This window comes from Saccharothrix sp. DSM 118769 (assembly GCF_052936295.1).
This window is the reverse complement of the sequence record NZ_CP193627.1, coordinates 9593154-9613825: the sequence shown is the minus strand read 5'-3', so window position 1 is coordinate 9613825 and position 20672 is coordinate 9593154. Positions and strand designations below refer to the sequence as shown.

Here is a 20672-nt window from a genome sequence, read left to right as displayed (position 1 = left end):
TCAACAAATGCCACACCAAGGGGTGACGAAACTACGCCCAGTCGGTGCCTCGACCACTCGATATCGTGGCTTTAGTACACGGTCAGGTGAGTTCGTTCCGCTCGAACATCAGATCGTGGCTGATCCGGTCCTCCTCGACGGCGCGCTGCTCGAACTTCGTGACCGGCCGCCAGTCCGGGCGCGGCGCCCAGCCGTCGTGCAGGTTGCGCAGCAGCGGTTCGGCGGAGCAGACCTCCAGCATCTGCTCGGCGTACGGCTCCCAGTCGGTGGCCAGGTGCAGGGTGCCGCCCGGCCGCAGGCGGGACGCGACCAGGTGCACGAACCCGGGCTGCACGAGCCGCCGCTTGTGGTGCTTCTTCTTCGGCCACGGGTCGGGGAAGTAGATCCGCACGCCGGCGAGCGAGCCGGGCTCCACGTGGTCGGTGAGCAGGTCGACCGCGTCACCGCGCAGGACCCGCAGGTTCTCGACGCCGAGCGCCTCGGCGCGCAGCAGCAGCTGGGCCAGGCCGGGCTTGTAGACCTCGACGGCCACGTAGTTCAGCTCCGGGGCGGCGGCGACCAGCTGCGAGGTCGTCTCGCCCATGCCGGACCCGATCTCCAGCACCACCGGCGCCTCGCGGCCGAACCAGTCGGCGAAGCGCACGGGACCGGCCGGGAGCGCCTTGACCTCCTGGCCCAAGCGCTCCCAGTGGCGGTCCCATGCGCGCTGCTGCCCCACCGTCATCCGTTCACCGCGTTGCACGTAGCTGACGACGGATCGGTGGTGGGGCGGTCGCTGCTGGCTGGACGTCACGGGCGTACAGCCTAGGTGGTGCGCTAGGCGATGTTCTCCAGGTCCTCGATCTGCTCGCGCAGCTCGCCCGGGGTGAACTCGATGGCTTGGCGCTTGCCGGGGCCCCGGTGCGCCGGGAGCAGGTCCACGAAACCGGGGTGCCGGTCGGTGAACTCCACGGTGGTGGGCTCGGCGGGGCCGTACACGCCGCTCTCCGACGGCACGAACTCCCAGTAGCCCACCTCGCCCTCGTCGGCCCACGGGACGAACACCCACCCCGGCCGCGCGGCCAGGAGTCGGGTCACCTCGTCCTCGATCGCGTAGGCCGCCGCGCGCGAGGCGATCCTGCCCCGGTCGAGTGCCCTCAGCCACCAGGGTGCGGGGGCGTCGGACCCGACTGCGCGGAAGAGCGCGAGCACCTGCTGCTCGTCGGCCCGGTGGATCCAGGCCCGGCGGTTCTCCGCGGGCGAGTCGGCGATCCCGACCCCTCCCGCGGTCTCGATCGCGTGCGACCATTCCAGCGCCAGCATCGGCTCGACGCGGAGGGCGTGGTCGCGTTGCCTGGGCAGCTTCTCCCTGGGCAACTCCTTCGACCCGGTTGCCGAGTGGTCGGCGTTCAGGTTCGGATCAAGCACCGTCACGGGTTCACCTCCGGGGGGTTCCTTGACGGGGGGTATCCGAATTCGCGTGCGGGTGGCACCCACCTCACGATTCGTTGCTTTCCATCTGACCCGGTTCAGAAGCGCTTGTCATGGCCCTGTGCCGGAGTTCACGACCTCTTAACGAACAGATTACTCCGGTTGCCCGAATCGAGATCTGTGAAACATGACCGACATGGAATATTTGTGATTCCGACCACAGGGGGAATTCGGTGCGGTGGAGAGCGGTTCTCACCGCGGTCCTGATCGCGTTGTGCGTACCCGTCCCGGCGGGCGCGCAAACGGTCCGGGAACGGCAGTGGCACCTGGCCGCCCTCGGCGTGCCCGCCGCGCACGCCACCACGCGCGGCGAGGGGGTCGTGGTCGCGGTCGTCGACTCGGGCGTCGACGCCACCGCGCCCGACCTCGCGGGCGCGCTGCTGCCGGGCGCCGGGTTCGGCTCGGCGGCCGGCACGGACGGCACGCGCGACAACGCCGGCCACGGCACCGCGATGGCCGCGCTGGTCGCCGGCCGGGGCGTCGGCGGCGGCGCGCTGGGCGTCGCGCCGGGCGCGGCGGTGCTGCCGGTGTCGGTCGGCGCGGAGGGCGACCGGTTCACCGCGGCGGCCGTCGCCGAGGGCGTGACCTGGGCCGTCGACCGCGGCGCGGACGTGGTCAACCTGTCCCTGACGTCCGTCTCGCCGGCCGCGCCCGAGCTGCTGGCCGCGGTGGAGCACGCCCTGGCGCACGACGTCGTCGTGGTCGCCGGCACGGGCAACGAGGGCGTGGCCCGGGTGGGCGCGCCGGCCGGCGTCCGGGGCGTCGTCGCGGTCTCCGGCACCACCAAGGGGGGCGCGCCGTGGCCCGGCTCGAACACCGGCCCGGACACCGTGCTGGCCGCGCCCGCCGAGGACGTCGTGACCGCCCTGCCCCGGGCGAAGTCCGCCTCCGGGTACGCCTCCGTCGACGGCACGAGCGCCGCGACGGCCCTGGTCTCCGGCGTCGCGGCGCTGGTCAGGGCCCGCTACCCCGACCTCGACGCGGGCAACGTGGTGAACCGCCTCGTGATCACCGCGACCGACCTCCTGAAGCCGGGCCGGGACGACGCGACCGGCTTCGGCCAGGTCGACCCGGTCGCCGCGCTGACCGCCGACGTCGCCCGGGTCGCGCACAACCCCCTGCTCCCGCCGCCCACCAGCGGGAACGCCCCCGACGAGCCCTCGGCCGAGGAGTCGGCGCCGGAGGCCGCCGCGACCCGGCCACCGCCCGCGCCCGACGACGGTCGCCGCACCGGCCTGGCCGTCCTCGTCGTCTCCGCCACCCTCGCGGCGGCCGTCCTCACGTCGATCGCGCTCCTCGCGGCGCGCCGGGACCGAATCCGCCGCGCCGCCGTCCCGGCCGTCACCGAAATCCCGCCGCCGGACGACGATCCCCGGCCCGCCGACCGGTCGTGAGCGCGAATTCCGAACGCGTCGCGGGCCGCCGGCGCTATTCGGCGGCGTGGTACTCGACGGATTCCTTCGTCAACTGCATGAAGGCTTCTTCCAGCGAACCGAGTTGCGGGCTCAACTCGTGCAGCGTGATCCCGTTCGCCGCGGCCAGCTCGCCGATGGCCGACGCCTCGACGCCGTGCACGACGAGCGCACCGTCACCGGTCGCGGAGTCGCTGACGCGGGCCCGGTCGCCGAGCAGCTCGCGCAGGCGGTCGAGGTGCGGCGAGCGGACGCGGACGGCGTCCTCGGCGGCCTCCTTGATGAACTGCGCGGTGCTGGTCTGCGAGATCAGCCGGCCGCGACCGATGACGATCAGGTCCTGCGCGGTCTGCGCCATCTCGGAGAGCAGGTGGCTCGACACGAACACGGTCTTGCCCTCGTCGGCCAGCCGGTGCATGAACTGCCTGATCCAGAGGATGCCCTCGGGGTCGAGGCCGTTCACCGGCTCGTCGAACAGCAGCACGTCGGGGTCGCCGAGCAGGGTGCCCGCGATGCCGAGGCGCTGGGACATGCCCAGCGAGTAGGACCCGGCGCGGCGCTTGGCGACCCCGGTGAGGCCGACCAGGTCCAGCACCTCGTCCACCCGCGCGAGCGGGATGCCGTTGGACCGGGCGAGCCACTGGAGGTGCGCCCTGGCCGACCGGTTCGGGTGCACCCACTTCGCGTCGAGCAGCGCGCCGACGACCCGCAGCGGCTGCTTCAGCGACCGGTAGTCCCGGCCGTTCACCGTGACGCGCCCGCGGGTGGGGCTGTCCAGGCCGAGGACCATGCGCATGGTGGTGGACTTGCCCGCGCCGTTCGGGCCGAGGAAGCCGGTGACCCTCCCCGGCGCGACGGTGAACGACAGGTCGTCCACGGCCACGGTCTTCCCGTAGTGCTTGGTGAGGCCGGTCGCTTCGATCATGACTTCTCCTCGTCCGATCCGGGCTCGTGCCGAACCCGGGCGTCGTCGACCCGCTGCGGGTCGGGCCCGGGCCGCTGCGGGTCGGGCCCGGGTCGCCTCCCCGAAAGGCGACCCGGGCCCCACCCTCCCCCGTGCTACCGGGCGGCACGACCCCCGAAGACCGTGCCGCCCGGTTTCCCCCTTACGCGTCCCGCCGCTTCACGACCACCAGCGAGATGACGTAGACGACGAGCGCGATGCCGGCGAAGTAGGCGAACGACCCCCACGGGCTCAGCTCGCCGATGGCGGGCGGCCCGGCCCCCTCCGGGATGGCGCTCGCGTCCGGGTCGCCGAAGATGAACTTGCTGGCCACGGTGAACGGCATCCACTTCTGGATGTCGTCGCCGATGTTCGGGATGAACCCGACCACGCTCTCGATGACCAGCGCGAACACCAGGATGATCGACACGGCGCCCGCGGTCTGCCGCACCAGCGCGCCGACGCCGAGGGCGAGCAGCGCGCCCGCCGCGTAGACGAGGCCGACGCCGGCGACGTGCCGCCAGTCGTTGGACGACGACAGCGCGAGCTGCGAGGTGTCGTCGGCGAGCAGCCAGCCCAGGCCCCACGAGCCGAACGCGGCGGCCTCGCCGACCAGGGCGGCGAGCAGCATCACGACGACCGCCTTGGCGATCATCGGTGAGATGCGGTCCGGCACGGCCTGGAACGTCGACTTGATGGTGCCGAAGCGGTACTCGGTGGTGACCGCCAGCGCGGCCATCACCATGATCACGTACAGGCCGAACGTGTGCGTGAACACCGCGCCGATCACCGGCAGCGGGCCGGTCCAGTTCGCGGAGATCAACGCGGTGAGGCCGACGGTCAGCCCCAGGGCGAGCAACATGCACCACCACGGCGAGCGGGTGGAGAACAGCTTGATCCGTTCGACGGCGAGCAGAGTCATCGTGGTGTCACTTCCCCTGGGCGATCTCGGCGTGGTACTCGACGGAGTCGCCGGTGAGCTGCATGAACGCCTGTTCGAGCGAGCCGCGCTGGGGGCTCAGCTCGTGCAGGACCACCCCGGCGGCCGCGGCGACGTCCCCGATCTGGTCGCTGGTCGCGCCCGACACGGTGAGCGACGCGTCGACGTCCTCGCGGACCGTGAAGCCCTTGTCGACGAGCATCGCGCCGAGCTTGTCGGCGTGCGGGCTGCGCACCCGGACGGTGTTCTCGGTCGCCTGCTCGACGAACTCCGTCGTGGTCGACTGCGAGATCAGCTTGCCGCGCCCGATGACCACCAGGTCCTGCGCGGTGACCGCCATCTCCGACAGCAGGTGGCTCGACACCAGCACGGTGCGGCCCTCGGCGGCCAGGCCCTGCATGAACTGCCTGATCCAGAGGATGCCCTCGGGGTCGAGGCCGTTCACCGGCTCGTCGAACAGCAGCACCTGCGGGTCGCCCAGCAGGGCGCCCGCGATGCCGAGGCGCTGCGACATGCCGAGCGAGAACGACCCGGCGCGGCGCTTGGCGACCTTGGTCAGGCCGACCAGGTCGAGCACCTCGTCCACCCGGCGGTCCGGCAGGCCGTTGGACTTGGCGAGCCACTGGAGGTGAGCCCTGGCCGACCGGTTCGGGTGCACCCACTTCGCGTCGAGCAGCGCGCCGACCACCCGCAGCGGGCGGTCGAGCTGCTGGTACGGCTTGCCCCCGATCAGCACCTTGCCCGCGCTCGGCCGGTCGAGGCCGAGGATCATGCGCATGGTGGTGGACTTGCCCGCGCCGTTCGGGCCGAGGAAGCCGGTGACCTTCCCCGGTGCGACGGTGAACGACAGGTCGTCCACCGCCACGGTCTTCCCGTAGCGCTTGGTGAGGCCGACAGCCTCGATCATGATTTCTCCCCTGGACGGACACATCCCCCGTGTTCGGGTAAGACCTTGCCCGGTCCGAGGGGTTCGACGCATCGGTCTGTAGTTGACTTGTGGGTGCGACTTCAGTCTTATCGTTGCCGCTACCTCGGTTGTACTAATCCGTGATCACCCTGAGTCGTCCCCTAGGTCGATCTCCCTTCCCTCTCAGGGGAGGCACTACCGTGTGCGCCCATGGGGTACACCGACGCGCCCGAGGGCTGGTGGCGCGAGTTCGTCGCCGAGACACCGCCACGCACCGGCAAGCTCGCCGTCGTCCGCAAGGACGGCTCACCGCACGTGACCCCCGTCTGGGTGGACCTCGACGGTGACGCGCTCGTGTTCACCACGCACCCGGCGACGATCAAGGGGCGGTCGATCGCGCGCGACGGCCGGGTGTCGGTCTGCTTCGACGACGAACGCCCGCCGCACTCCTTCGCCACCGTCTCCGGCCGGGCCGAGGTGGTGGACGACCCCGAGCGGGTCCGCTACTGGTCCGCCCGGATCGCCGCCCGCTACCTGAGCCCCGAGCGGGCCGCCGCCTTCGCCGCCCGCGACGGCGTGGCCGAGGAGGTCGTGGTGCTGGTGCGCGACCCCCGGGTGGTCGCGAAGCTCGACGTGGCCGACTGAGCCGACCCGACCGGACTGAACCGACCCGCCCGACCGGACTGAACCGACCCGACTGACCCGACTGACCTGTCCGACCGCCCCGGCCGTCCTGACCGGGGCGGCCGGGCCGACCTCGTCGGTGGTTCGGGTCGGCGACCCGGCCGGTGACCTCAGGCCGCGAAGTACCGGTCCAGCACGGCGGCGGCGCCGTCCTCCAGGACAGTCGACGTGACGGCGTCCGCCACCTCCCGCACGGCGACCGGGGCCTGGCCCATCGCCACGCCGTGCGCGGCCCACCGGAGCATCTCCACGTCGTTGTCGCCGTCGCCGATGGCCAGCGTGTCCCCGGCCGCCACCCCCAGCTCGCGCCGCAGGTCCTCCAGGGCCGCGCCCTTCGTCACGCCGGGCGGCGTGAGGGTGAGCCACGGCTCGGTGTGGTCGCGCGAGGCGGTGACGCCCGGCAGCTCGACGTCCACCATCCGCAGCGCCAGCTCCTCGGGCGTGCGACCGACCCACCGCACGACCAGGCGCGACGTGGGTTCGGCGACCAGCTCCTCGAAGGGCACCTCGCGCACGTCGCCCCACAGGTCGCCGTCCGGGAACCGGCCGAGCGACAGGTTGCCGACACCGGTCAGCTCCACCGCGAACACCGCGCCCGGCAGCAGTTCCCGCAGCCGCAGCACGGACGGGCCGGGGTCGAACGCCACCTTGCGCACCACCTCGCGGGACGTCGTGTCCCACCACACCGCCCCGTTGGAGCAGATCGCGGTCGTGCCGCGCAGGCCGAGGTCGTCGACGATCGGCCTGGTCCCGATCAGGCTGCGCCCGGTGGAGAGCACGACCCGCGCGCCGCGGTCGACGGCCCGGTGGATCGCCGCGCGCACGGCCGGCGCGACCTCCTCGCGGCCCACGGGGGTGATCGTTCCGTCGATGTCGAGGGCGATGAGGCGCGGTCTCCAGGTCACTGCGGTCACCCTACTGGCCGCCAATTAATGAACCATGGTTCAATAACCGCGTGGCACGACCGAAGACGATCACCGACGAGCGCCTCGTCACCGCTGTGGGCGAGGTCATCGGCCTCAAGGGGCCGGGGTTCACCCTCGCCGACGTGGCGGCGCGCGCGGGCGTGTCGGTGGGCACCGTGGCGCAGCGGTTCGGCTCGAAGTCCGGGTTGCTCCAGGCCCTGACCAGGCAGACGAGCGAGCGCAACGCCGACCGGATGCGCGCGGCGGCGGAGGGCCTGGCCCCGCTCGACGGCCTGCGCGCGGCGCTGCTCACCTGGCCGGCCGGCATGGGTGACCCGGCCGAGGCGCAGAACCACCTGGCGCAGCTCGGCGTCGACCTGGTCGACCCGGAGCTGCGGGCGCTGCTCGCCGACCTCTACGAGGTGACCGGGCGGACCGTGCTCGAACTGGTGCGCCGGGTCGACCTGCCGCGCGGGCCGGGCCCGGAACGCGCGGCGCGGGTGCTCACGGCGTTGGTCTACGGGGTGTCGATGGACTGGTCGATCCGGCCGCGCGGCGCGCTGGTCGATCGGCTGGCGGAGGACGTGGACGCGGTGCTGGACGCGTGGAAGGGGAGAGATGGCTGATCTGACGGGGAAGGTCGCGGCGGTCACGGGGGCGACCCGGGGTGCGGGCCGGGCGATCGCCGTGGAGCTGGGCGCGGCGGGCGCCACGGTGTTCGTCGGCGGGCGGACGACGCGGGAGCGGAAGTCGCCGATCGGGCGCGACGAGACGATCGACGAGACGGCGGAGCTGGTCACCGCAGCGGGGGGCCGGGGCATCGCGGTGCGGTGCGACTTCACCGTGCCCGCCGACGTGGACGCGTTCCGCGAGCGCGTCGAGGCCGAGGGGGACGGCCGGCTGGACGTCCTGGTGGACGACGTGTGGGGCGGTGAGCAGGACACCGAGTTCATGGTCTTCTGGGAGCAGGACCTGGAGAAGCAGCTGCGCCTGTGGCAGAACAGCGTGCAGGCGCACCTGGTCACCCTGCACCGCCTGCTGCCGCTGCTGATCAGGCGGCCGGGCGGTCTGCTCGTGGAGGTCACGGACGGCGAGGACGACGAGTTCTACTCCGGGTCGCTGGCGTACGACTCGGTCAAGGTCGCGATCCGGCGGTTCGGCACCGTGATGGCGAAGGAGCTGGAGGCGTTCGGCGGCACGTCGGTCGCCGTGACGCCGGGGTTCCTGCGGTCGGAGCAGATGCTGGAGCACTTCGGCGTGACCGAGGAGAACTGGCGCGACGCCATCGCGAAGGAGCCGCACTACGTGATGTCCGAGACGCCGCACTACGTCGGGCGCGGCGTGGCGGCGCTGGCGGCGGACCCGGACCGGCACCGGTTCAGCGGTCGGGCGCTCGCGTCGTGGACGCTGATGCGGGAGTACGGCTTCACGGACCTCGACGGCTCGAAGCCGGACTGGGGCCGCTGGTACGAGGAGGTCTTCAAGGCCGGCGTGGACCCGACAACGGCGGACGCCGCGAAGTACCGCTGACCCCGCCCGTTCTTCCGGCGTGGCCGACCCCCGGGCTTGGTCGACCCGGCCTGGGCGGTCGGCCCGCACGACTCCTCAAGCAACCGCGTAGGATTGTTCAACAATCCTAACCTGCTCGGGGCGGCCCTGTCCTACAGGCTTAGTGGTCGGCGTCTTGGTCGACTATGGATTGTTGAACAATTCTTCGATGGAACGATCGCAGGGGCGGGGCAAAAGCTCGCCCGCCGCGACTGCGGAACTCGCCGCGACTGTGGAACTCGCCGCGACCGCGTGGAACTTGCCGCGACTGTGGAACTCGCCGAAGCCGCGTGGAATTCGCCGGCTAGCGTGGCGGCATGATCCGCGTCGCTGCCGCCCAGGTCCGGTGTCCGTGGCTCGACGTGGCCGCGGGCGTTCGCAAGGTCGTCGACTTCCTCGACCTGGCCGCGGCGGGCGGGGTGGGGGTTGTCGTGTTCCCGGAGACCTTCCTCCCCGGTTACCCGTTCTGGCTCACCCAGCCCGGGGGCGTTCCCCTCGACGATCCCCGCCAGCGGCTCGCCTACGCCGCCTACCAGGAGGCCGCCGTCGAGGTGGGCGGGCCCGAGGTGCGCCTGATCACCGAGGCGGTCCGCGACCACGGCATCTTCACCTACCTGGGCATCGCCGAACGCGACCCCGTCCACCGCGCCGTCCACTGCACCCTGCTCGCCATCGACCCGGCGCACGGCGTGGTCGGCGTGCACCGCAAGCTCGTGCCTACGCCCGAGGAACGGCTCGTGTGGGCCGACGGCGACGGTCACGGCTTGCGCGTCCACGACACCGGCGGTCTGCGCGCCGGAGGTCTGCGCGCCGGAGGTCTGCGTGTCGGTGGGCTGTGCTGCTGGGAGAACTGGTCGCCCCTGGCCCGGCACTCCCTCTACGCCCAAGCACCCGACCTGCACGTCTCGGTGTGGCCGGGCTCCACCCGGCTGACCGGTGACATCACCCGGTTCATCGCGCGCGAGGGCGGCGTCCACTCGCTCGCGGCCGGCGCGGTGCTCGACTGGACCGACGTGCCCGCCGGCTTCCCGCTCCGGGACGACGTCCTCGCCGCCGGCGGCACCTCGCCCTACGACGGCGGTTCCGCCATCGCCGGCCCGGACGGCCGGTGGGTCGTCGAACCGGTGGCCGGCGACGAACGGCTGGTGGTGGCCGACATCGACCCCCTGGTCACCCGGGGCCGGCGCCAGGCCGAGGACCACGCGACCCGCTTCGGCCGGCCGGACGTCTTCCGCCTCGTGGTCGACCGCCGACGGACCTCGCCCGCCCTGTTCGAGGGGTGACGGGACAGCGGGGCGAGCCGAAAAAGCCAGGGAGGCTGAAAGGCCGAAAAAGCCAGGGAGACCGGACCGGTCAGACGTCGCCCGGCCGGACCAGGCCCGTCTCGTACGCCAGCACCACGGCCTGCACCCGGTCCCGCAGCTCCAGCTTGGCCAGGATGCGCCCCACGTGCGTCTTCACCGTCGCCTCGGACAGGAACAGCTTCCGCGCGATCTCCGTGTTCGACAGCCCCTTGGCGATGAGCACCAGCACCTCGCGCTCCCGCTCGGTCAACGCCTCCAGCACCGAGGCGTCCCGCAGCTCACCGCCGCCGTCCCCGAGGAACCTCGCCAGCAGCCGCTTCGTCACGGACGGCGACACCACCGCGTCGCCGCTGGCCACCGCGCGCAGCGCCGACACGAGGTCGTTGGGCGGCGTGTCCTTCAGCAGGAACCCGGACGCCCCGTTGCGCAGCGCCGACAGCGCGTACTCGTCCATGTCGAACGTGGTCATCACGAGCACCTTCGACGTGCCCGCCTCGGCGATCCGCTTGGTCGCCTCCACCCCGTCGAGCACGGGCATCCGGACGTCCATCAGCACCACGTCCGGCCGCAGCGACGCGGCGAGGTGCACGGCGTCCAGCCCGTCCCCCGCCTCGCCGACCACGTCGACGTCCTCCTGTGCGCCGAGCACCATCCGGAACCCCATGCGCATGAGTTCCTGGTCGTCGACGAGCAGCACCCGGATCACGTTCCCACCCTATGACGGCACGAGGGGGAGGACCGCGCGGACCCGCCACCCGCCGCCGGGGTTGGGGCCCGCCTCCAGCGTGCCGCCGAGCACGCCGGCGCGTTCGCGCATGCCGATCAGCCCGTTGCCGCCGGACACCGCGACGAGGTCGTGGGGCGTGCCGAACCCGTCGTCGGCCACCTCCACGTCCACGTGATCACCTGCCTGGGTGACGCGGACGGTCGCCGAGGCGCCCGAGCCCGCGTGCTTCAGCGTGTTGGTCAGCGCCTCCTGCACGATCCGGTAGACGCCGAGCCCCAGGCCGACCGGCAGCGCGCCCAGGTCGCCCGCGGTCTCCAGCCGCACCGGCAGCCCGGCCGCCCGCAGGTTCTCGACCAGCTCGTTCAGCTCGCCCGCGCCCGGCTGGGGCACCCACTGCGTGCTCGACTGGTCCTCCGACCGCAGCACCCCCAGCAGCCGCCGCAGCTCGGTCAGCGCCTGCCGCCCGGTCTCGGAGATGGTCCGCACCGCCGCCTCGGCCAGCTCCGGGTCCGTCCTGATCGCGTACCCCGCGCCGTCGGCCTGCACGACCATCACGCTCACCGCGTGCGCGACCACGTCGTGCAGCTCGCGCGCGATCCGCGACCGCTCCGCGCCGACCGCGATGCGCGCCTGCTGGTCGCGCTCGGTCTCCAGCAGCTTGAGCCGCTGCTCCAGCTCCGACTGGTAGGCCCGCCGCGCGCCGACGAACTCGCCCATCGCCCAGCTGAACCCGAACAGGACCGCGATGACGAACACCATGAACGCGCTCTCGGCGTTCGCCCCGATGCGCCACAACGCCCAGGTGAGCGTGCCGGCGGCCAGCCAGACCAGGTACAGCAGGCCCTGCCGGCGGCCGGCGTAGGCCACCACGGTGTAGAGGGCCACGGCCAGCGCGACGTCGACCAGCCGGAGCGGGATGCCGCCGTCGTCCAGGCCGCCGTGCGTGAGCAGTTGCAGCACGCCGCCCGCGAGGATCGCGTAGCTGCTGCCCAGCGGGTACCGGCGGCGGACGGCGATCGGCACGCTCATCAGCACGCCGACGAAGAAGAAGGTGGCGACGGGCACGGCGGTGGCGTTCACCGACAGGAACGCCAGCTCGAACACGAACAGCAACCCGGCGATCAGGGAGTCCCCGAACGCCGGGTGCGCTCGCATCCACAGGCTCAGCCGTCGCACCACGCGACCAGGTTAGGTATCCGACGAACTCCGGCGCGTCGCGCCACGGGCTGACCGCGCCTAATCCTCCAGGCGGATGAGCACCCGCCCGGAGGAGCCGGCGACCGCCGGCACGACCGCCGGGTGGTCCGGCAACACCTGCCGGACCACCCGGTCAACGCTTATCGGATCGTCTTGACCTGCGTCGGGTCGACCTGCTGCCCGGCGGTCGGGACCGACGCGGGCCCGGCGACGGGTGCACCGGCCGCGGGCGGGTCCACCGGGGTCGCGGTCGGCGCGGACGCGGCGGCCGACGTGGTCGTCGGGTACGCCAGCGGCTCGGCCCGGTTCTGCGCCGGGACCCGGTGCGCCTGCTCGAACTGCCGGTGGTCCTCGGCCATCTCGTCGGCCAGCTGCTGCTGGAGCTGCCGGTCGCGGATGCGGCCCAGGATGACCATGGTCACCGCGTGCACCAGTGCCAGCACCAGCAGCACGACGCCCAGCTTGACCACGACGTCCTTGACCGGGTCGCCGGTGTCGACCGAGATCATCGACACGAGCGCCAGCAGGCCGAGCACGACCAGGTGGAAGAGAACGGTGGCGAGGCGGGTCATCGACCTGGCCGCCTCGGGATCGCCGTACGCGCGGTTCATGTAGCCCTTGCCGCTGCGGTAGATCAACTGGCCGTCGATCAGCACCAGCACCACGCCGAGCAGCAGGAACACCGCATAGCCCTGTTCCATGACGTGACCTCCCTCGTTGCCGCCGGAAATACCCTGAAAGAGGCGTTCACAAACCGGGCGTCACCCGCACGTGGCACGATTCCGGCGTGACAGCCCAGGCCCAGCAGCTCGCCGGCCCGCTCTCGGCGGCGGTCGCGAACCTCTGCGCCGGCCTGGCGCCGCAGGTCTCCCCGGCCACCGCCGCCGGGTTCCGCGAGGTGCTGCGCAGGCTGTCCGCGCCGTTGCAGGTCGCCGTCGCCGGCCGGATCAAGTCGGGCAAGTCGACGCTGGTCAACGCCCTCATCGGTCGCCGGGTCGCCCCGACGGACGTGGGCGAGTGCACGCGGCTGGTGACCCGCTTCCAGTACGGCACGGTGGACCGCGTCGAGGTCGTGTTCACCGACGGCCGCAAGCAGGTGCTGCCGTTCCAGGCGGACGGCTCCATCCCGCCCGACCTGGGCGTGGACGTCGAGCGCGTGTCGCACGTCGAGGCGTACCTGACCAACGCGGTGCTGCGCGACCTGACCGTGATCGACACGCCGGGCCTCGGGTCGCTCGACGCCGCGTCGGTGGCCCGCACCGAGGCGCTGCTGAGCGGCGAGCTGGACCCGGTGTCGCGCAACGCCGTGGCCGGCGCGGAGGCCGTGCTGTACGTCGTCACGCAGGGCGTGCGGCAGGACGACCAGCAGGCGCTGGCCGCGTTCACCGCCGCCACCGCGAGCCGCGAGGCGGGCCCGGTGAACGCCATCGCCGTGCTGAACAAGGCCGACACGATCGCCCCGGAGACCGTCGAGGGCGCGGACGGCGACACGTGGAAGGCGGCCGTGCTGCTCGCCGAGCGCCAGGCGCTCACCCTCAAGCCCCGCGTCGCGGACGTGCTGCCGGTGATCGGCCTGGTCGCCGAGTCCACCGAGACGGGCGGCTTCACCTCCGCCGACGCCGACGCGCTGCGCAGGCTCGCCGAGCTGGACGACGCCACCCGCGAGACCATGCTGATCTCGGCCGACCTGTTCACCACCTGGGAGTGCGACGTGCCGGCCGGCACCCGCGCCCGGCTGCTGGAGAAGCTCGACCTGTACGGCATCGGCAAGGCCCTCGAAGCCCTCGACGCCGAACCGGGCATCACCGCCGGGGCGCTGCGCCGCACGCTGCTCGACGCGTCCGGCCTGCACGGCGTGCGCGCGAAGCTCAACGCGGTGTTCCGGTCGCGCGCCGACGGCATCAAGGCCGCCGCCGCGCTGGCGTCCGTCACCGCCCTGGCCGCCGCCTCGGGCGACCCGGGCGAGCGGCAGCGCGTGCACGACGCCATCGAGGTGCTGCTGGCCAAGCCGGAGGCGCACCAGCTGCGGCTGCTGGAGGCGTTGACGCTCGTCGCGTCCGGCGCCGTGGCGATGCCGAACGACCTGGTGGAGGAGGTGCTGCGGTTCGGCAGCTCGCCGGACCTGGCCGAGCAGCTCGGCCTGCGCGGGCGGCCCCACCAGGAGCTGATCGCGTACGCGCTGGAGCGGGCCGGCTGGTGGCGGTCCTTCGCCTCGTTCGGCGCCACGCCCGCGCAGAGCCGGGTGGCGCACGTGGTGCACCGGGCGTACTTCCTGATGTGGCAACAACTGCGGGGGCGGCGATGACCGGACCAGGGGGAACCGGACCGGGCGAGAACGGAACGGCGGGGGGCGCGCCGGCGTCCGATGACGCTGTGGAAACCCTCATCGCCGGTGAGCTGCTGGACCAGGCGCTGGCGGAACGGCGCGCGCTGGTCCAGCTCTGCCTGTACGCCCTGGACCGCGCCCGCAGCTCCGGCGTCGTGGAACGGCTCGAAGAGGGCCTGGCGGGCATCGGTGTGACGGCCCTGCGCCCGGACGGCGAGCGGTTCGACCCGTCGCGGCACGAGGCGGGCGGCACCGTGCCGACGCGGGACGCGTCGCTGGACGGCGTCGTCGCCGAGACCGAGGTGGTCGGGTTCGCCGACCGCGGGCGGACGCTGCGCGCCCCGGTCGTCACCGTCTACACGGCGCGATGACGACCCTCCCGCAGGTGGTGCGGCAGACCAGGGAGAAGCTGACCGCCCTGGTGCGGTCGCTCGACCCCGCGGCGGCGTCGTTCGTCGAGACCCGGCGCAGCGGCCCGGCGTCGGTGGTCGTCGTCGGCGAGACCAACCGCGGCAAGTCGTCCCTGGTCAACGCCCTGCTGGCGACGCCGAACCTGTCACCGGTCGACGCCGAGGTGGCGACCGCGACGTACCTGGTGTTCCGGCACGGCGCGGAGTGGTCGGCGCGCGCCTGCTACGCCGGGTCGATGTCGCCGGTGGAGTTCGACCGGTCCGAGGTGGTCAACTGGGTGTCCGCCGCGCACGACCTGCCCGAGGGGATGCTGCCGCCCCGGTACGTGGAGGTCGACGCGCCGATCCCGCTGCTGGAGCGCCTGTCGGTGGTCGACACGCCCGGCGTCGGCGGGCTCGACTCGGCGCACGGCGAGCTGGCCGCCGAGGCCGCCGCGAACGCCACCGCGCTGCTGTTCGTGGTCGACGCGTCCGCCCCCTTCACCCGCGGCGAGCTGGACTTCCTGCGCTCGGTCGGGGAACGCGTCGAGACCGTCGTGTTCGCGCTGACCAAGGTCGACCGGTTCCGCGGCTGGCGGCAGGTGCTGGAGGCCGACCAGGCGCTGCTCGCCGAGCACGCGCCCCGGTTCCGCGGCGCGGTGTTCCACCCGGTGTCGTCGCGGATGTTCGAGATGGCCGCCCAGGCGCCCAACCCGGACGCGGCGGCGATGCTGCGCGAGCGGTCCGGCGTCGGCGAGCTCCAGGCGGCGTTGCAGGAGCTGGTGGTCGGCCGGGCCGCGATGCTCGGCGAGGCGAACGGCCTGCGCGCGCTCGCCACCGTGCTCGACGAGCTGATCGCCCGCAACGAGGCGGACAAGCGCGCGCTGTCGTCCGGCGAGGAGGAGGCGGAGTCGCTGCGCGACCGCCGCGACGAGCTGAACTCGCAGCGCCGGTCGTCCACGCGCAGCTGGCAGGTGCGGCTGCGCGGCGAGGTGCAGCGGGCCCGGGTGGAGGGCGCGCACGAGGTCAGCAGGCAGGTCCGCGACCTCCAGACGTGGTTCCGCACGGCCATCGACGCGGCCGACCGCGACCGGCTGGCCGCGCTGCCGCAGGAGGTCGACACCGCGTTGCAGCTGCTGTCCGGGCGGATCAGCGCGGGCCTGGGCACGCGGTTGGCGCGCGTCGCCGACGCCGCCCTGGCCGACCTGTTCTCCCCGGAGGAGCTGGCCGTGATCCGGGGCCAGTTCGCGCGCGGCGCGACCCCGCCGGTGGTGCTGCGGCCACCGGAGAAGCGCGCGCCGACCGCCGAGGACAAGCTGCTGGTGTTCATGGGCGTGTCCGGTGGCATCGGCGCGGGGCGGTTGGCGGCCCTGCCGCTGGCGGGCCTCGGCGTGGCCGCGCTGAACCCGGTCGTGCTGCCGGTGACGCTCGTGCTCGGGCTGGGCGCGGGCTGGTGGATGGCCCGCACCCGCAAGCACTCGGCCGACAAGCAGCACCTCAAGCAGTGGTTGTCCGACGCCATCGCCGACGCACGGTCCACGATGGACCAGCTGGTGGCCGAGCAGCTGATCGAGGCCGAGCAGCAGCTGTCGCTCGCGCTGGACGACGCGCTGGGCAAGCGGGTCGACGCGATCGAGGGGGAGCTGCGCGAGGTCGACCGGGCGCTGCGCATGGAGGCCGGCGAGCGGGCGAAGGCGCTCCAGGCCGTGACGAGGCGGCTGGCCGAGCTGACCGCCGGGCGGGCCAAGGTCGACGAGCTGCTGACCCGGATCAGGGCCGTGCGCGACCGCGCGTGACCACCCGGTCGGCCGATGTGCGGAGAACTACCCCATCGGAACCGAACGGGCATAACGTGAGTCCTACCGGTACAGGACGCGGGAGGGTGGGAACGGTGTACATCGACGAGACAGGCGCGACCGACGGCGAGCTGAAGGTCACGGTCGGCGACGAGGAGTACACCGCCGAGGCGAACTACGACCTCGACGAGGACGGGGTCGAGGAGAGCGCGGTCGTGGAGACCGACGACGGCGGTCACCTCGCGTTCAGCGACACCGACGGCGACGGCGACGCCGACCTCATGAGCACCTTCGACGCCGACGGCGAGCTGACCTCGCGGGCGACGTTCGACGAGGGGTCCGGCGACTGGGTCGCCGTCGACCCGTCGGACGACCACGACCAGCGGACCAACAGCAACGACGGCAGGTCGATGACCGTCGACGTCGAGGACGGCGGCGTGCAGGAGGTCGGCCCCGCCACCGAGGACACGGACGGCGACGGCCGGGCCGACACGGCGGTCGTGCGCGACGAGCAGGGCGACACCTGGCTGTTCACCGACGCCGACGGCGACGGCGACGCCGACATCGCCACCGAGATCACCCAGGACGGCGAGGTCACCGTCTCCCGGCACACCGGCGAGGACGAGTGGACCCAGGTCGAGCACGGCCGCATCGGCGAGGACGGCAAGTACGCGCCGGACAGCGACGAGGTGTGGGCGGCGGACGCGGAGCCGGTGGAGCGGAAGGTCACCGTGTCGGGCGTCGTGCGCATCGACTCCGTGACCGGGCAGTGGATCAGCCCGAACTGACCGGGGTGGCGCGCCGGTGCTGATCCGACCGCTCACGGCCGACGACGTCCCCACCGTCGTGGAGTTCTCGCTCCGCGCCTGGGCCCCGTGTTCGCCTCCTTCCGCGCCGTCGGGTTCGTCGGCGTGCGCGTCTCCGACGGCGAGATCCACACGCCGGCCGTGGACCCGGAGCACCAGCGCCGGGGCATCGGCACCGCCCTGACCGACCACGCCACCGAACGGCTGCGCGCCGCCGGGGTGGTCCTCGCGGTCGTCGGCACCGGCGGCGACCCGGGCCACGCCGCCGCCCGCGCCACCTGCGAGAAGGCGGGGTCCACCCCGTTCCCGCAGGTCCGGTACTACAAGCGGCTGGACCGGTGACCGCCCGCCCGGCGCGCCCGACCCGGCCGGTACTTCCCTTGCGGCGCAACGGAAAGCGCGGCGGGCACAGTTGTCCGGCCCGTTCCTGAATCCTTCGAGAAATTCGGACTTATCGGCGCGGCAATTCTTGTACGTGAACATGAGAGCGCTCTCACGACGTAACGAGCTGGTCACCCGGTCGTGTGGTGATCGACGCACCCGGGTGCTCTTGCATTCTGCGGACTAAAGCGCGGGTCACAGCCCGGTTTTAGAGTGATCGGGTGCTGAATCGATTCCAGGATCGGTTTTGTGAGGCAGCCGACAGGTCAGATGCGCGTTACCGGGGATTAACCCGGCTAGCCTCCGTCTATCCCCTTAATCGGCACGCCCTCCACCGGGCGGGCGGAGCCATTCCCGAGGACGTCCCACCCGGACACCGGCGTCCACCGTGGGCTGGCGCTCAGCTAGGAGACGAGACGAGATGACGGCAGTGACCATTCCCGGTCTCGACCAGGCACCCACCGACCACCCGCACCTGCTCGCCTGGGTGCACGAGGTCGCCGAGCTGACCTGCCCCGACGAGGTCGTCTGGGCCGACGGTTCCCAGGACGAGTGGAACCGCCTGACCGCCAAGCTCGTGGACGCGGGCACGTTCGTCCCGCTGAAGAAGAAGCCCAACTCGTTCTGGGCGGCGAGCGACCCCACCGACGTGGCCCGCGTGGAGGAGCGCACGTTCATCTGTTCCGCGGACCCGGCCGACGCCGGTCCCACGAACAACTGGATGGACCCCGCCGAGATGAAGGCGACGATGACCGAGCTGTACCGCGGGTGCATGCGCGGTCGGACGATGTACGTCATCCCGTTCTGCATGGGCCCGCTGGACGCCGAGAAGCCGATGCTGGGCGTGGAGATCACCGACTCCGAGTACGTCGTCGTCTCCATGCACATCATGACCCGCATGGGCACGAAGGCCCTGAACCGATTTGGCGACGACGCCGAGTTCGTCAAGGCGCTGCACTCGATCGGCGCGCCGCTGGAGCCGGGCCAGGAGGACGTCCCCTGGCCGTGCAACGAGACCAAGTACATCACCCAGTTCCCCGAGGAGCGGACGATCTGGTCGTTCGGCTCGGGCTACGGCGGCAACGCGCTGCTGGGCAAGAAGTGCTACTCGCTGCGCATCGCCTCGGTGATGGCGCGCGACGAGGGCTGGCTCGCCGAGCACATGCTGATCCTCAAGCTCACCTCGCCGGAGGGGAAGGCGTACTACGTCGCGGCGGCGTTCCCCAGCGCCTGCGGCAAGACCAACCTGGCGATGCTGGAGCCGACCATCCCGGGCTGGAAGGTCGAGACCCTGGGCGACGACATCGCCTGGATGCGCTTCGGCGAGGACGGCCGGCTGTACGCGGTCAACCCGGAGAACGGCTTCTTCGGCGTCGCCCCCGGCACCGACTACCACACCAACCCCAACGCGATGCGCACCATCGAGAAGGGGAACTCGCTGTTCACGAACGTCGCGCTGACCGACGACGGCGACGTGTGGTGGGAGGGCATGGGCGAGCCCCCGGCCCACCTGACCTCGTGGAAGAAGCAGGACTGGACGCCGGGCGGCGAGGAGCTGTCGTCGCACCCGAACTCCCGCTACTGCACGCCGATCGACCAGTGCGACATCAAGGCGCCCGAGTGGGACGACCCGAAGGGCGTGCCGATCTCGGCGATCTTCTTCGGCGGTCGCCGGGCCACCACGATCCCGCTGATCACCGAGTCGCGCGACTGGCAGCACGGCGTGTTCATGGGCGCGACGCTGTCCAGCGAGACCACCGCGGCGGCCGTCGGCAAGACCGGCGTCGTGCGCCGCGACCCGATGGCGATGCTGCCGTTCATCGGCTACCACGCCGGTGACTACTTCCAGCACTGGATCGACACCGGCAAGTCGGCCGACGCGGACAAGCTGCCGAAGATCTTCTACGTCAACTGGTTCCGCCGCGGCGAGGACAAGCGCTTCCTGTGGCCCGGGTTCGGCGAGAACTCGCGCGTGCTGAAGTGGGCCGTCGAGCGGCTGGAGGGCAGGGCCGCCGCCGTGGAGACCCCGATCGGCCACGTGCCGACCGCCGCCGAGCTGGACCTCGACGGCCTGGACGCGCCGCGCGAGGACGTCGAGGCGTCGCTGGCGTTCGACGCCGACGAGTGGCGCGCCGAGATCCCGATGATCGAGGAGTGGTTCGCGAAGATCGGCGAGAAGGTGCCGACCTCGCTGCGCGACGAGCTGGAGGCGCTGAAGCAGCGGCTCGGCTGAGCACCTGGCGTGGGCTCCCCGGACGGGGTGCCCGGTACGGGACCCCGGTGGCCAACGGCGCCCACCGGGGTCTCTTTTTGGTTGCCCAGCGTGATTACCGGCGCGTCCGGGCGTACCAAGGAAGGGTGACCCAGCAGGACGACTTCCTCGGTGGACTGCACTACGACGGCCCCCGCGACCCGGAGCCTCGACCCGCCCGGGAACCCGACAGGGGACCCGTCCGGGGGACTGTCCGCCACCACCCGGCTGACGGTCGGTTTGGCCCGGCGCGGAAGCGGGTACCAGCGTGGTGGCACGTGGGCGGGGTCGTCCTCGGTGCCTTCGCGGCGCTCGTCGCGGTCTTCGCCTGGGGCTACGGGATCGACCAGTTCGACGAGGTGCGGTCGCGCGGCCTGGTGGCGCTGGGGCTCGGGGGCCTCCTGGTGGGTCTGGTGTGCCTGGGGAGGCTGTCCCCAGCCGCGCCCCTCACCGCCGGCGTGCTCGCGCTAACCGGCTCGGTGCTGCACGAACTGGGCGAGGTCACCTTCTTGCCCGTGCTCAGGGCCGTGTTCGGCACCGGCGCGCCGATCTTCGCCGGGGTCCTGCTGATCGTCCTGGCGTTCCGCCGGAGGTAGTTGTCCACAGGTTGTGGATGAAGCTGTGCACAGCCTGTGGGTCGGCTGGTGACGGCTCCCGTGACGAATCGCGGTGAGGGCGGATGCCCG

Annotated in this window: 21 protein-coding genes; 12 read left to right on the top strand and 9 right to left on the bottom strand. The window is 72.4% G+C overall.

Features of this window, described 5'->3' with window-relative positions:
* Nucleotides 1-82: 82 nt before the first annotated feature.
* Together trmB and ACRAKJ_RS41450 are read right to left on the bottom strand one after the other, a co-directional pair.
* Entirely contained in the window at nt 83-724 is a 642-nt protein-coding gene (gene trmB / locus ACRAKJ_RS41455; RefSeq protein ID WP_438927056.1) for a tRNA (guanosine(46)-N7)-methyltransferase TrmB, read from the bottom strand.
* A gap of 92 nt (nt 725-816) precedes the next feature.
* Nucleotides 817-1413: a hypothetical protein gene (locus tag ACRAKJ_RS41450; RefSeq protein ID WP_438927055.1), complete on the bottom strand. Its 597-nt coding sequence runs from the start codon at nt 1411-1413 to the stop codon at nt 817-819.
* A 230-nt stretch (nt 1414-1643) separates the two neighbouring features.
* Here ACRAKJ_RS41450 and ACRAKJ_RS41445 point away from each other — a divergent pair, with 230 nt between their 5' ends.
* On the top strand, nt 1644-2864 hold the full coding sequence (locus ACRAKJ_RS41445) for a S8 family serine peptidase (RefSeq protein WP_447008837.1): 1221 nt from the start codon (nt 1644-1646) through the stop codon (nt 2862-2864).
* Between the two features lie 34 nt (nt 2865-2898).
* Here the strand turns inward: ACRAKJ_RS41445 and ACRAKJ_RS41440 are convergent, their stop codons facing one another.
* From ACRAKJ_RS41440 to ACRAKJ_RS41430, 3 genes are all read right to left on the bottom strand, one after another.
* Complete coding sequence (locus ACRAKJ_RS41440; protein ID WP_447008836.1) at nt 2899-3807, bottom strand: ABC transporter ATP-binding protein; 909 nt, start codon at nt 3805-3807, stop codon at nt 2899-2901.
* A 181-nt stretch (nt 3808-3988) separates the two neighbouring features.
* Nucleotides 3989-4747, bottom strand: a complete 759-nt coding sequence (locus ACRAKJ_RS41435; RefSeq protein WP_438924861.1) for a hypothetical protein — start codon at nt 4745-4747, stop codon at nt 3989-3991.
* Nucleotides 4748-4754: 7 nt separating this feature from the next.
* The gene (locus ACRAKJ_RS41430) at nt 4755-5672 is read right to left on the bottom strand and encodes an ATP-binding cassette domain-containing protein (protein ID WP_438924862.1); all 918 of its coding nucleotides are present in this window, start codon (nt 5670-5672) and stop codon (nt 4755-4757) included.
* Between the two features lie 210 nt (nt 5673-5882).
* Here ACRAKJ_RS41430 and ACRAKJ_RS41425 point away from each other — a divergent pair, with 210 nt between their 5' ends.
* Nucleotides 5883-6317: a TIGR03618 family F420-dependent PPOX class oxidoreductase gene (locus tag ACRAKJ_RS41425; protein ID WP_438924863.1), complete on the top strand. Its 435-nt coding sequence runs from the start codon at nt 5883-5885 to the stop codon at nt 6315-6317.
* A gap of 149 nt (nt 6318-6466) precedes the next feature.
* Here the strand turns inward: ACRAKJ_RS41425 and ACRAKJ_RS41420 are convergent, their stop codons facing one another.
* Nucleotides 6467-7261, bottom strand: a complete 795-nt coding sequence (locus tag ACRAKJ_RS41420; protein WP_438924864.1) for an HAD hydrolase family protein — start codon at nt 7259-7261, stop codon at nt 6467-6469.
* A 50-nt stretch (nt 7262-7311) separates the two neighbouring features.
* Here ACRAKJ_RS41420 and ACRAKJ_RS41415 point away from each other — a divergent pair, with 50 nt between their 5' ends.
* The 3 genes from ACRAKJ_RS41415 (at nt 7312) to ACRAKJ_RS41405 (ending at nt 10092) form a co-directional block, all read left to right on the top strand.
* On the top strand, nt 7312-7887 hold the full coding sequence (locus ACRAKJ_RS41415) for a TetR family transcriptional regulator (RefSeq protein WP_438924865.1): 576 nt from the start codon (nt 7312-7314) through the stop codon (nt 7885-7887).
* Nucleotides 7880-8791, top strand: coding sequence for an SDR family oxidoreductase (locus ACRAKJ_RS41410; protein ID WP_438924866.1), 912 nt, complete (start codon nt 7880-7882; stop codon nt 8789-8791). Before ACRAKJ_RS41415 ends, ACRAKJ_RS41410 begins: the two co-directional genes overlap by 8 nt.
* 335 nt (nt 8792-9126) lie before the next feature.
* Nucleotides 9127-10092 carry a nitrilase-related carbon-nitrogen hydrolase gene (locus tag ACRAKJ_RS41405; RefSeq protein ID WP_438924867.1) on the top strand — a complete coding sequence of 322 codons (966 nt, stop codon included), beginning with the start codon at nt 9127-9129 and terminating at the stop codon, nt 10090-10092.
* 70 nt (nt 10093-10162) lie between these two features.
* On the opposite strand, the gene ACRAKJ_RS41400 is transcribed toward ACRAKJ_RS41405, so the two are convergent.
* From ACRAKJ_RS41400 to ACRAKJ_RS41390, 3 genes are all read right to left on the bottom strand, one after another.
* On the bottom strand, nt 10163-10819 hold the full coding sequence (locus tag ACRAKJ_RS41400; RefSeq protein WP_438924868.1) for a response regulator: 657 nt from the start codon (nt 10817-10819) through the stop codon (nt 10163-10165).
* Between the two features lie 9 nt (nt 10820-10828).
* Nucleotides 10829-11995 carry a histidine kinase gene (locus ACRAKJ_RS41395; RefSeq protein WP_438924885.1) on the bottom strand — a complete coding sequence of 389 codons (1167 nt, stop codon included), beginning with the start codon at nt 11993-11995 and terminating at the stop codon, nt 10829-10831.
* 182 nt (nt 11996-12177) lie between these two features.
* Complete coding sequence (locus tag ACRAKJ_RS41390) at nt 12178-12738, bottom strand: hypothetical protein (RefSeq protein WP_438924869.1); 561 nt, start codon at nt 12736-12738, stop codon at nt 12178-12180.
* Nucleotides 12739-12824: 86 nt separating this feature from the next.
* On the opposite strand from ACRAKJ_RS41390, the gene ACRAKJ_RS41385 reads away from it, so the two are divergent.
* The 7 genes from ACRAKJ_RS41385 (at nt 12825) to ACRAKJ_RS41355 (ending at nt 20582) form a co-directional block, all read left to right on the top strand.
* Nucleotides 12825-14342, top strand: coding sequence for a dynamin family protein (locus tag ACRAKJ_RS41385; RefSeq protein ID WP_438924870.1), 1518 nt, complete (start codon nt 12825-12827; stop codon nt 14340-14342).
* Entirely contained in the window at nt 14315-14734 is a 420-nt protein-coding gene (gene grpE / locus ACRAKJ_RS41380; RefSeq protein WP_438924871.1) for a nucleotide exchange factor GrpE, read from the top strand. Before ACRAKJ_RS41385 ends, grpE begins: the two co-directional genes overlap by 28 nt.
* Nucleotides 14731-16548: a dynamin family protein gene (locus ACRAKJ_RS41375; protein ID WP_438924872.1), complete on the top strand. Its 1818-nt coding sequence runs from the start codon at nt 14731-14733 to the stop codon at nt 16546-16548. The genes grpE and ACRAKJ_RS41375 overlap by 4 nt, the downstream gene beginning before the upstream one ends.
* Nucleotides 16549-16643: 95 nt before the next feature.
* The gene (locus ACRAKJ_RS41370) at nt 16644-17336 is read left to right on the top strand and encodes a DUF6802 family protein (protein WP_438924873.1); all 693 of its coding nucleotides are present in this window, start codon (nt 16644-16646) and stop codon (nt 17334-17336) included.
* Nucleotides 17337-17423: 87 nt separating this feature from the next.
* Complete coding sequence (locus ACRAKJ_RS41365) at nt 17424-17696, top strand: GNAT family N-acetyltransferase (RefSeq protein WP_438924874.1); 273 nt, start codon at nt 17424-17426, stop codon at nt 17694-17696.
* 460 nt (nt 17697-18156) lie between these two features.
* Complete coding sequence (locus tag ACRAKJ_RS41360; protein ID WP_438924875.1) at nt 18157-19968, top strand: phosphoenolpyruvate carboxykinase (GTP); 1812 nt, start codon at nt 18157-18159, stop codon at nt 19966-19968.
* A gap of 296 nt (nt 19969-20264) precedes the next feature.
* Nucleotides 20265-20582 (top strand): hypothetical protein, encoded by a 318-nt coding sequence (locus ACRAKJ_RS41355; protein WP_438924876.1) that lies wholly within the window; start codon nt 20265-20267, stop codon nt 20580-20582.
* Nucleotides 20583-20672: the final 90 nt, after the last annotated feature.

Coding starts and splice junctions, on each gene's coding strand:
- ACRAKJ_RS41375 (WP_438924872.1), top strand. CDS start 14,731: ATGACGACCCTCCCGCAGGTGGTGCGGCAGACCAGGGAGAAGCTGACC.
- ACRAKJ_RS41390 (WP_438924869.1), bottom strand. CDS start 12,738: ATGGAACAGGGCTATGCGGTGTTCCTGCTGCTCGGCGTGGTGCTGGTG.
- ACRAKJ_RS41425 (WP_438924863.1), top strand. CDS start 5,883: ATGGGGTACACCGACGCGCCCGAGGGCTGGTGGCGCGAGTTCGTCGCC.
- ACRAKJ_RS41395 (WP_438924885.1), bottom strand. CDS start 11,995: ATGCGAGCGCACCCGGCGTTCGGGGACTCCCTGATCGCCGGGTTGCTG.
- ACRAKJ_RS41360 (WP_438924875.1), top strand. CDS start 18,157: ATGACGGCAGTGACCATTCCCGGTCTCGACCAGGCACCCACCGACCAC.
- trmB (WP_438927056.1), bottom strand. CDS start 724: ATGACGGTGGGGCAGCAGCGCGCATGGGACCGCCACTGGGAGCGCTTG.
- ACRAKJ_RS41435 (WP_438924861.1), bottom strand. CDS start 4,747: ATGACTCTGCTCGCCGTCGAACGGATCAAGCTGTTCTCCACCCGCTCG.
- ACRAKJ_RS41440 (WP_447008836.1), bottom strand. CDS start 3,807: ATGATCGAAGCGACCGGCCTCACCAAGCACTACGGGAAGACCGTGGCC.
- ACRAKJ_RS41410 (WP_438924866.1), top strand. CDS start 7,880: ATGGCTGATCTGACGGGGAAGGTCGCGGCGGTCACGGGGGCGACCCGG.
- ACRAKJ_RS41430 (WP_438924862.1), bottom strand. CDS start 5,672: ATGATCGAGGCTGTCGGCCTCACCAAGCGCTACGGGAAGACCGTGGCG.
- ACRAKJ_RS41405 (WP_438924867.1), top strand. CDS start 9,127: ATGATCCGCGTCGCTGCCGCCCAGGTCCGGTGTCCGTGGCTCGACGTG.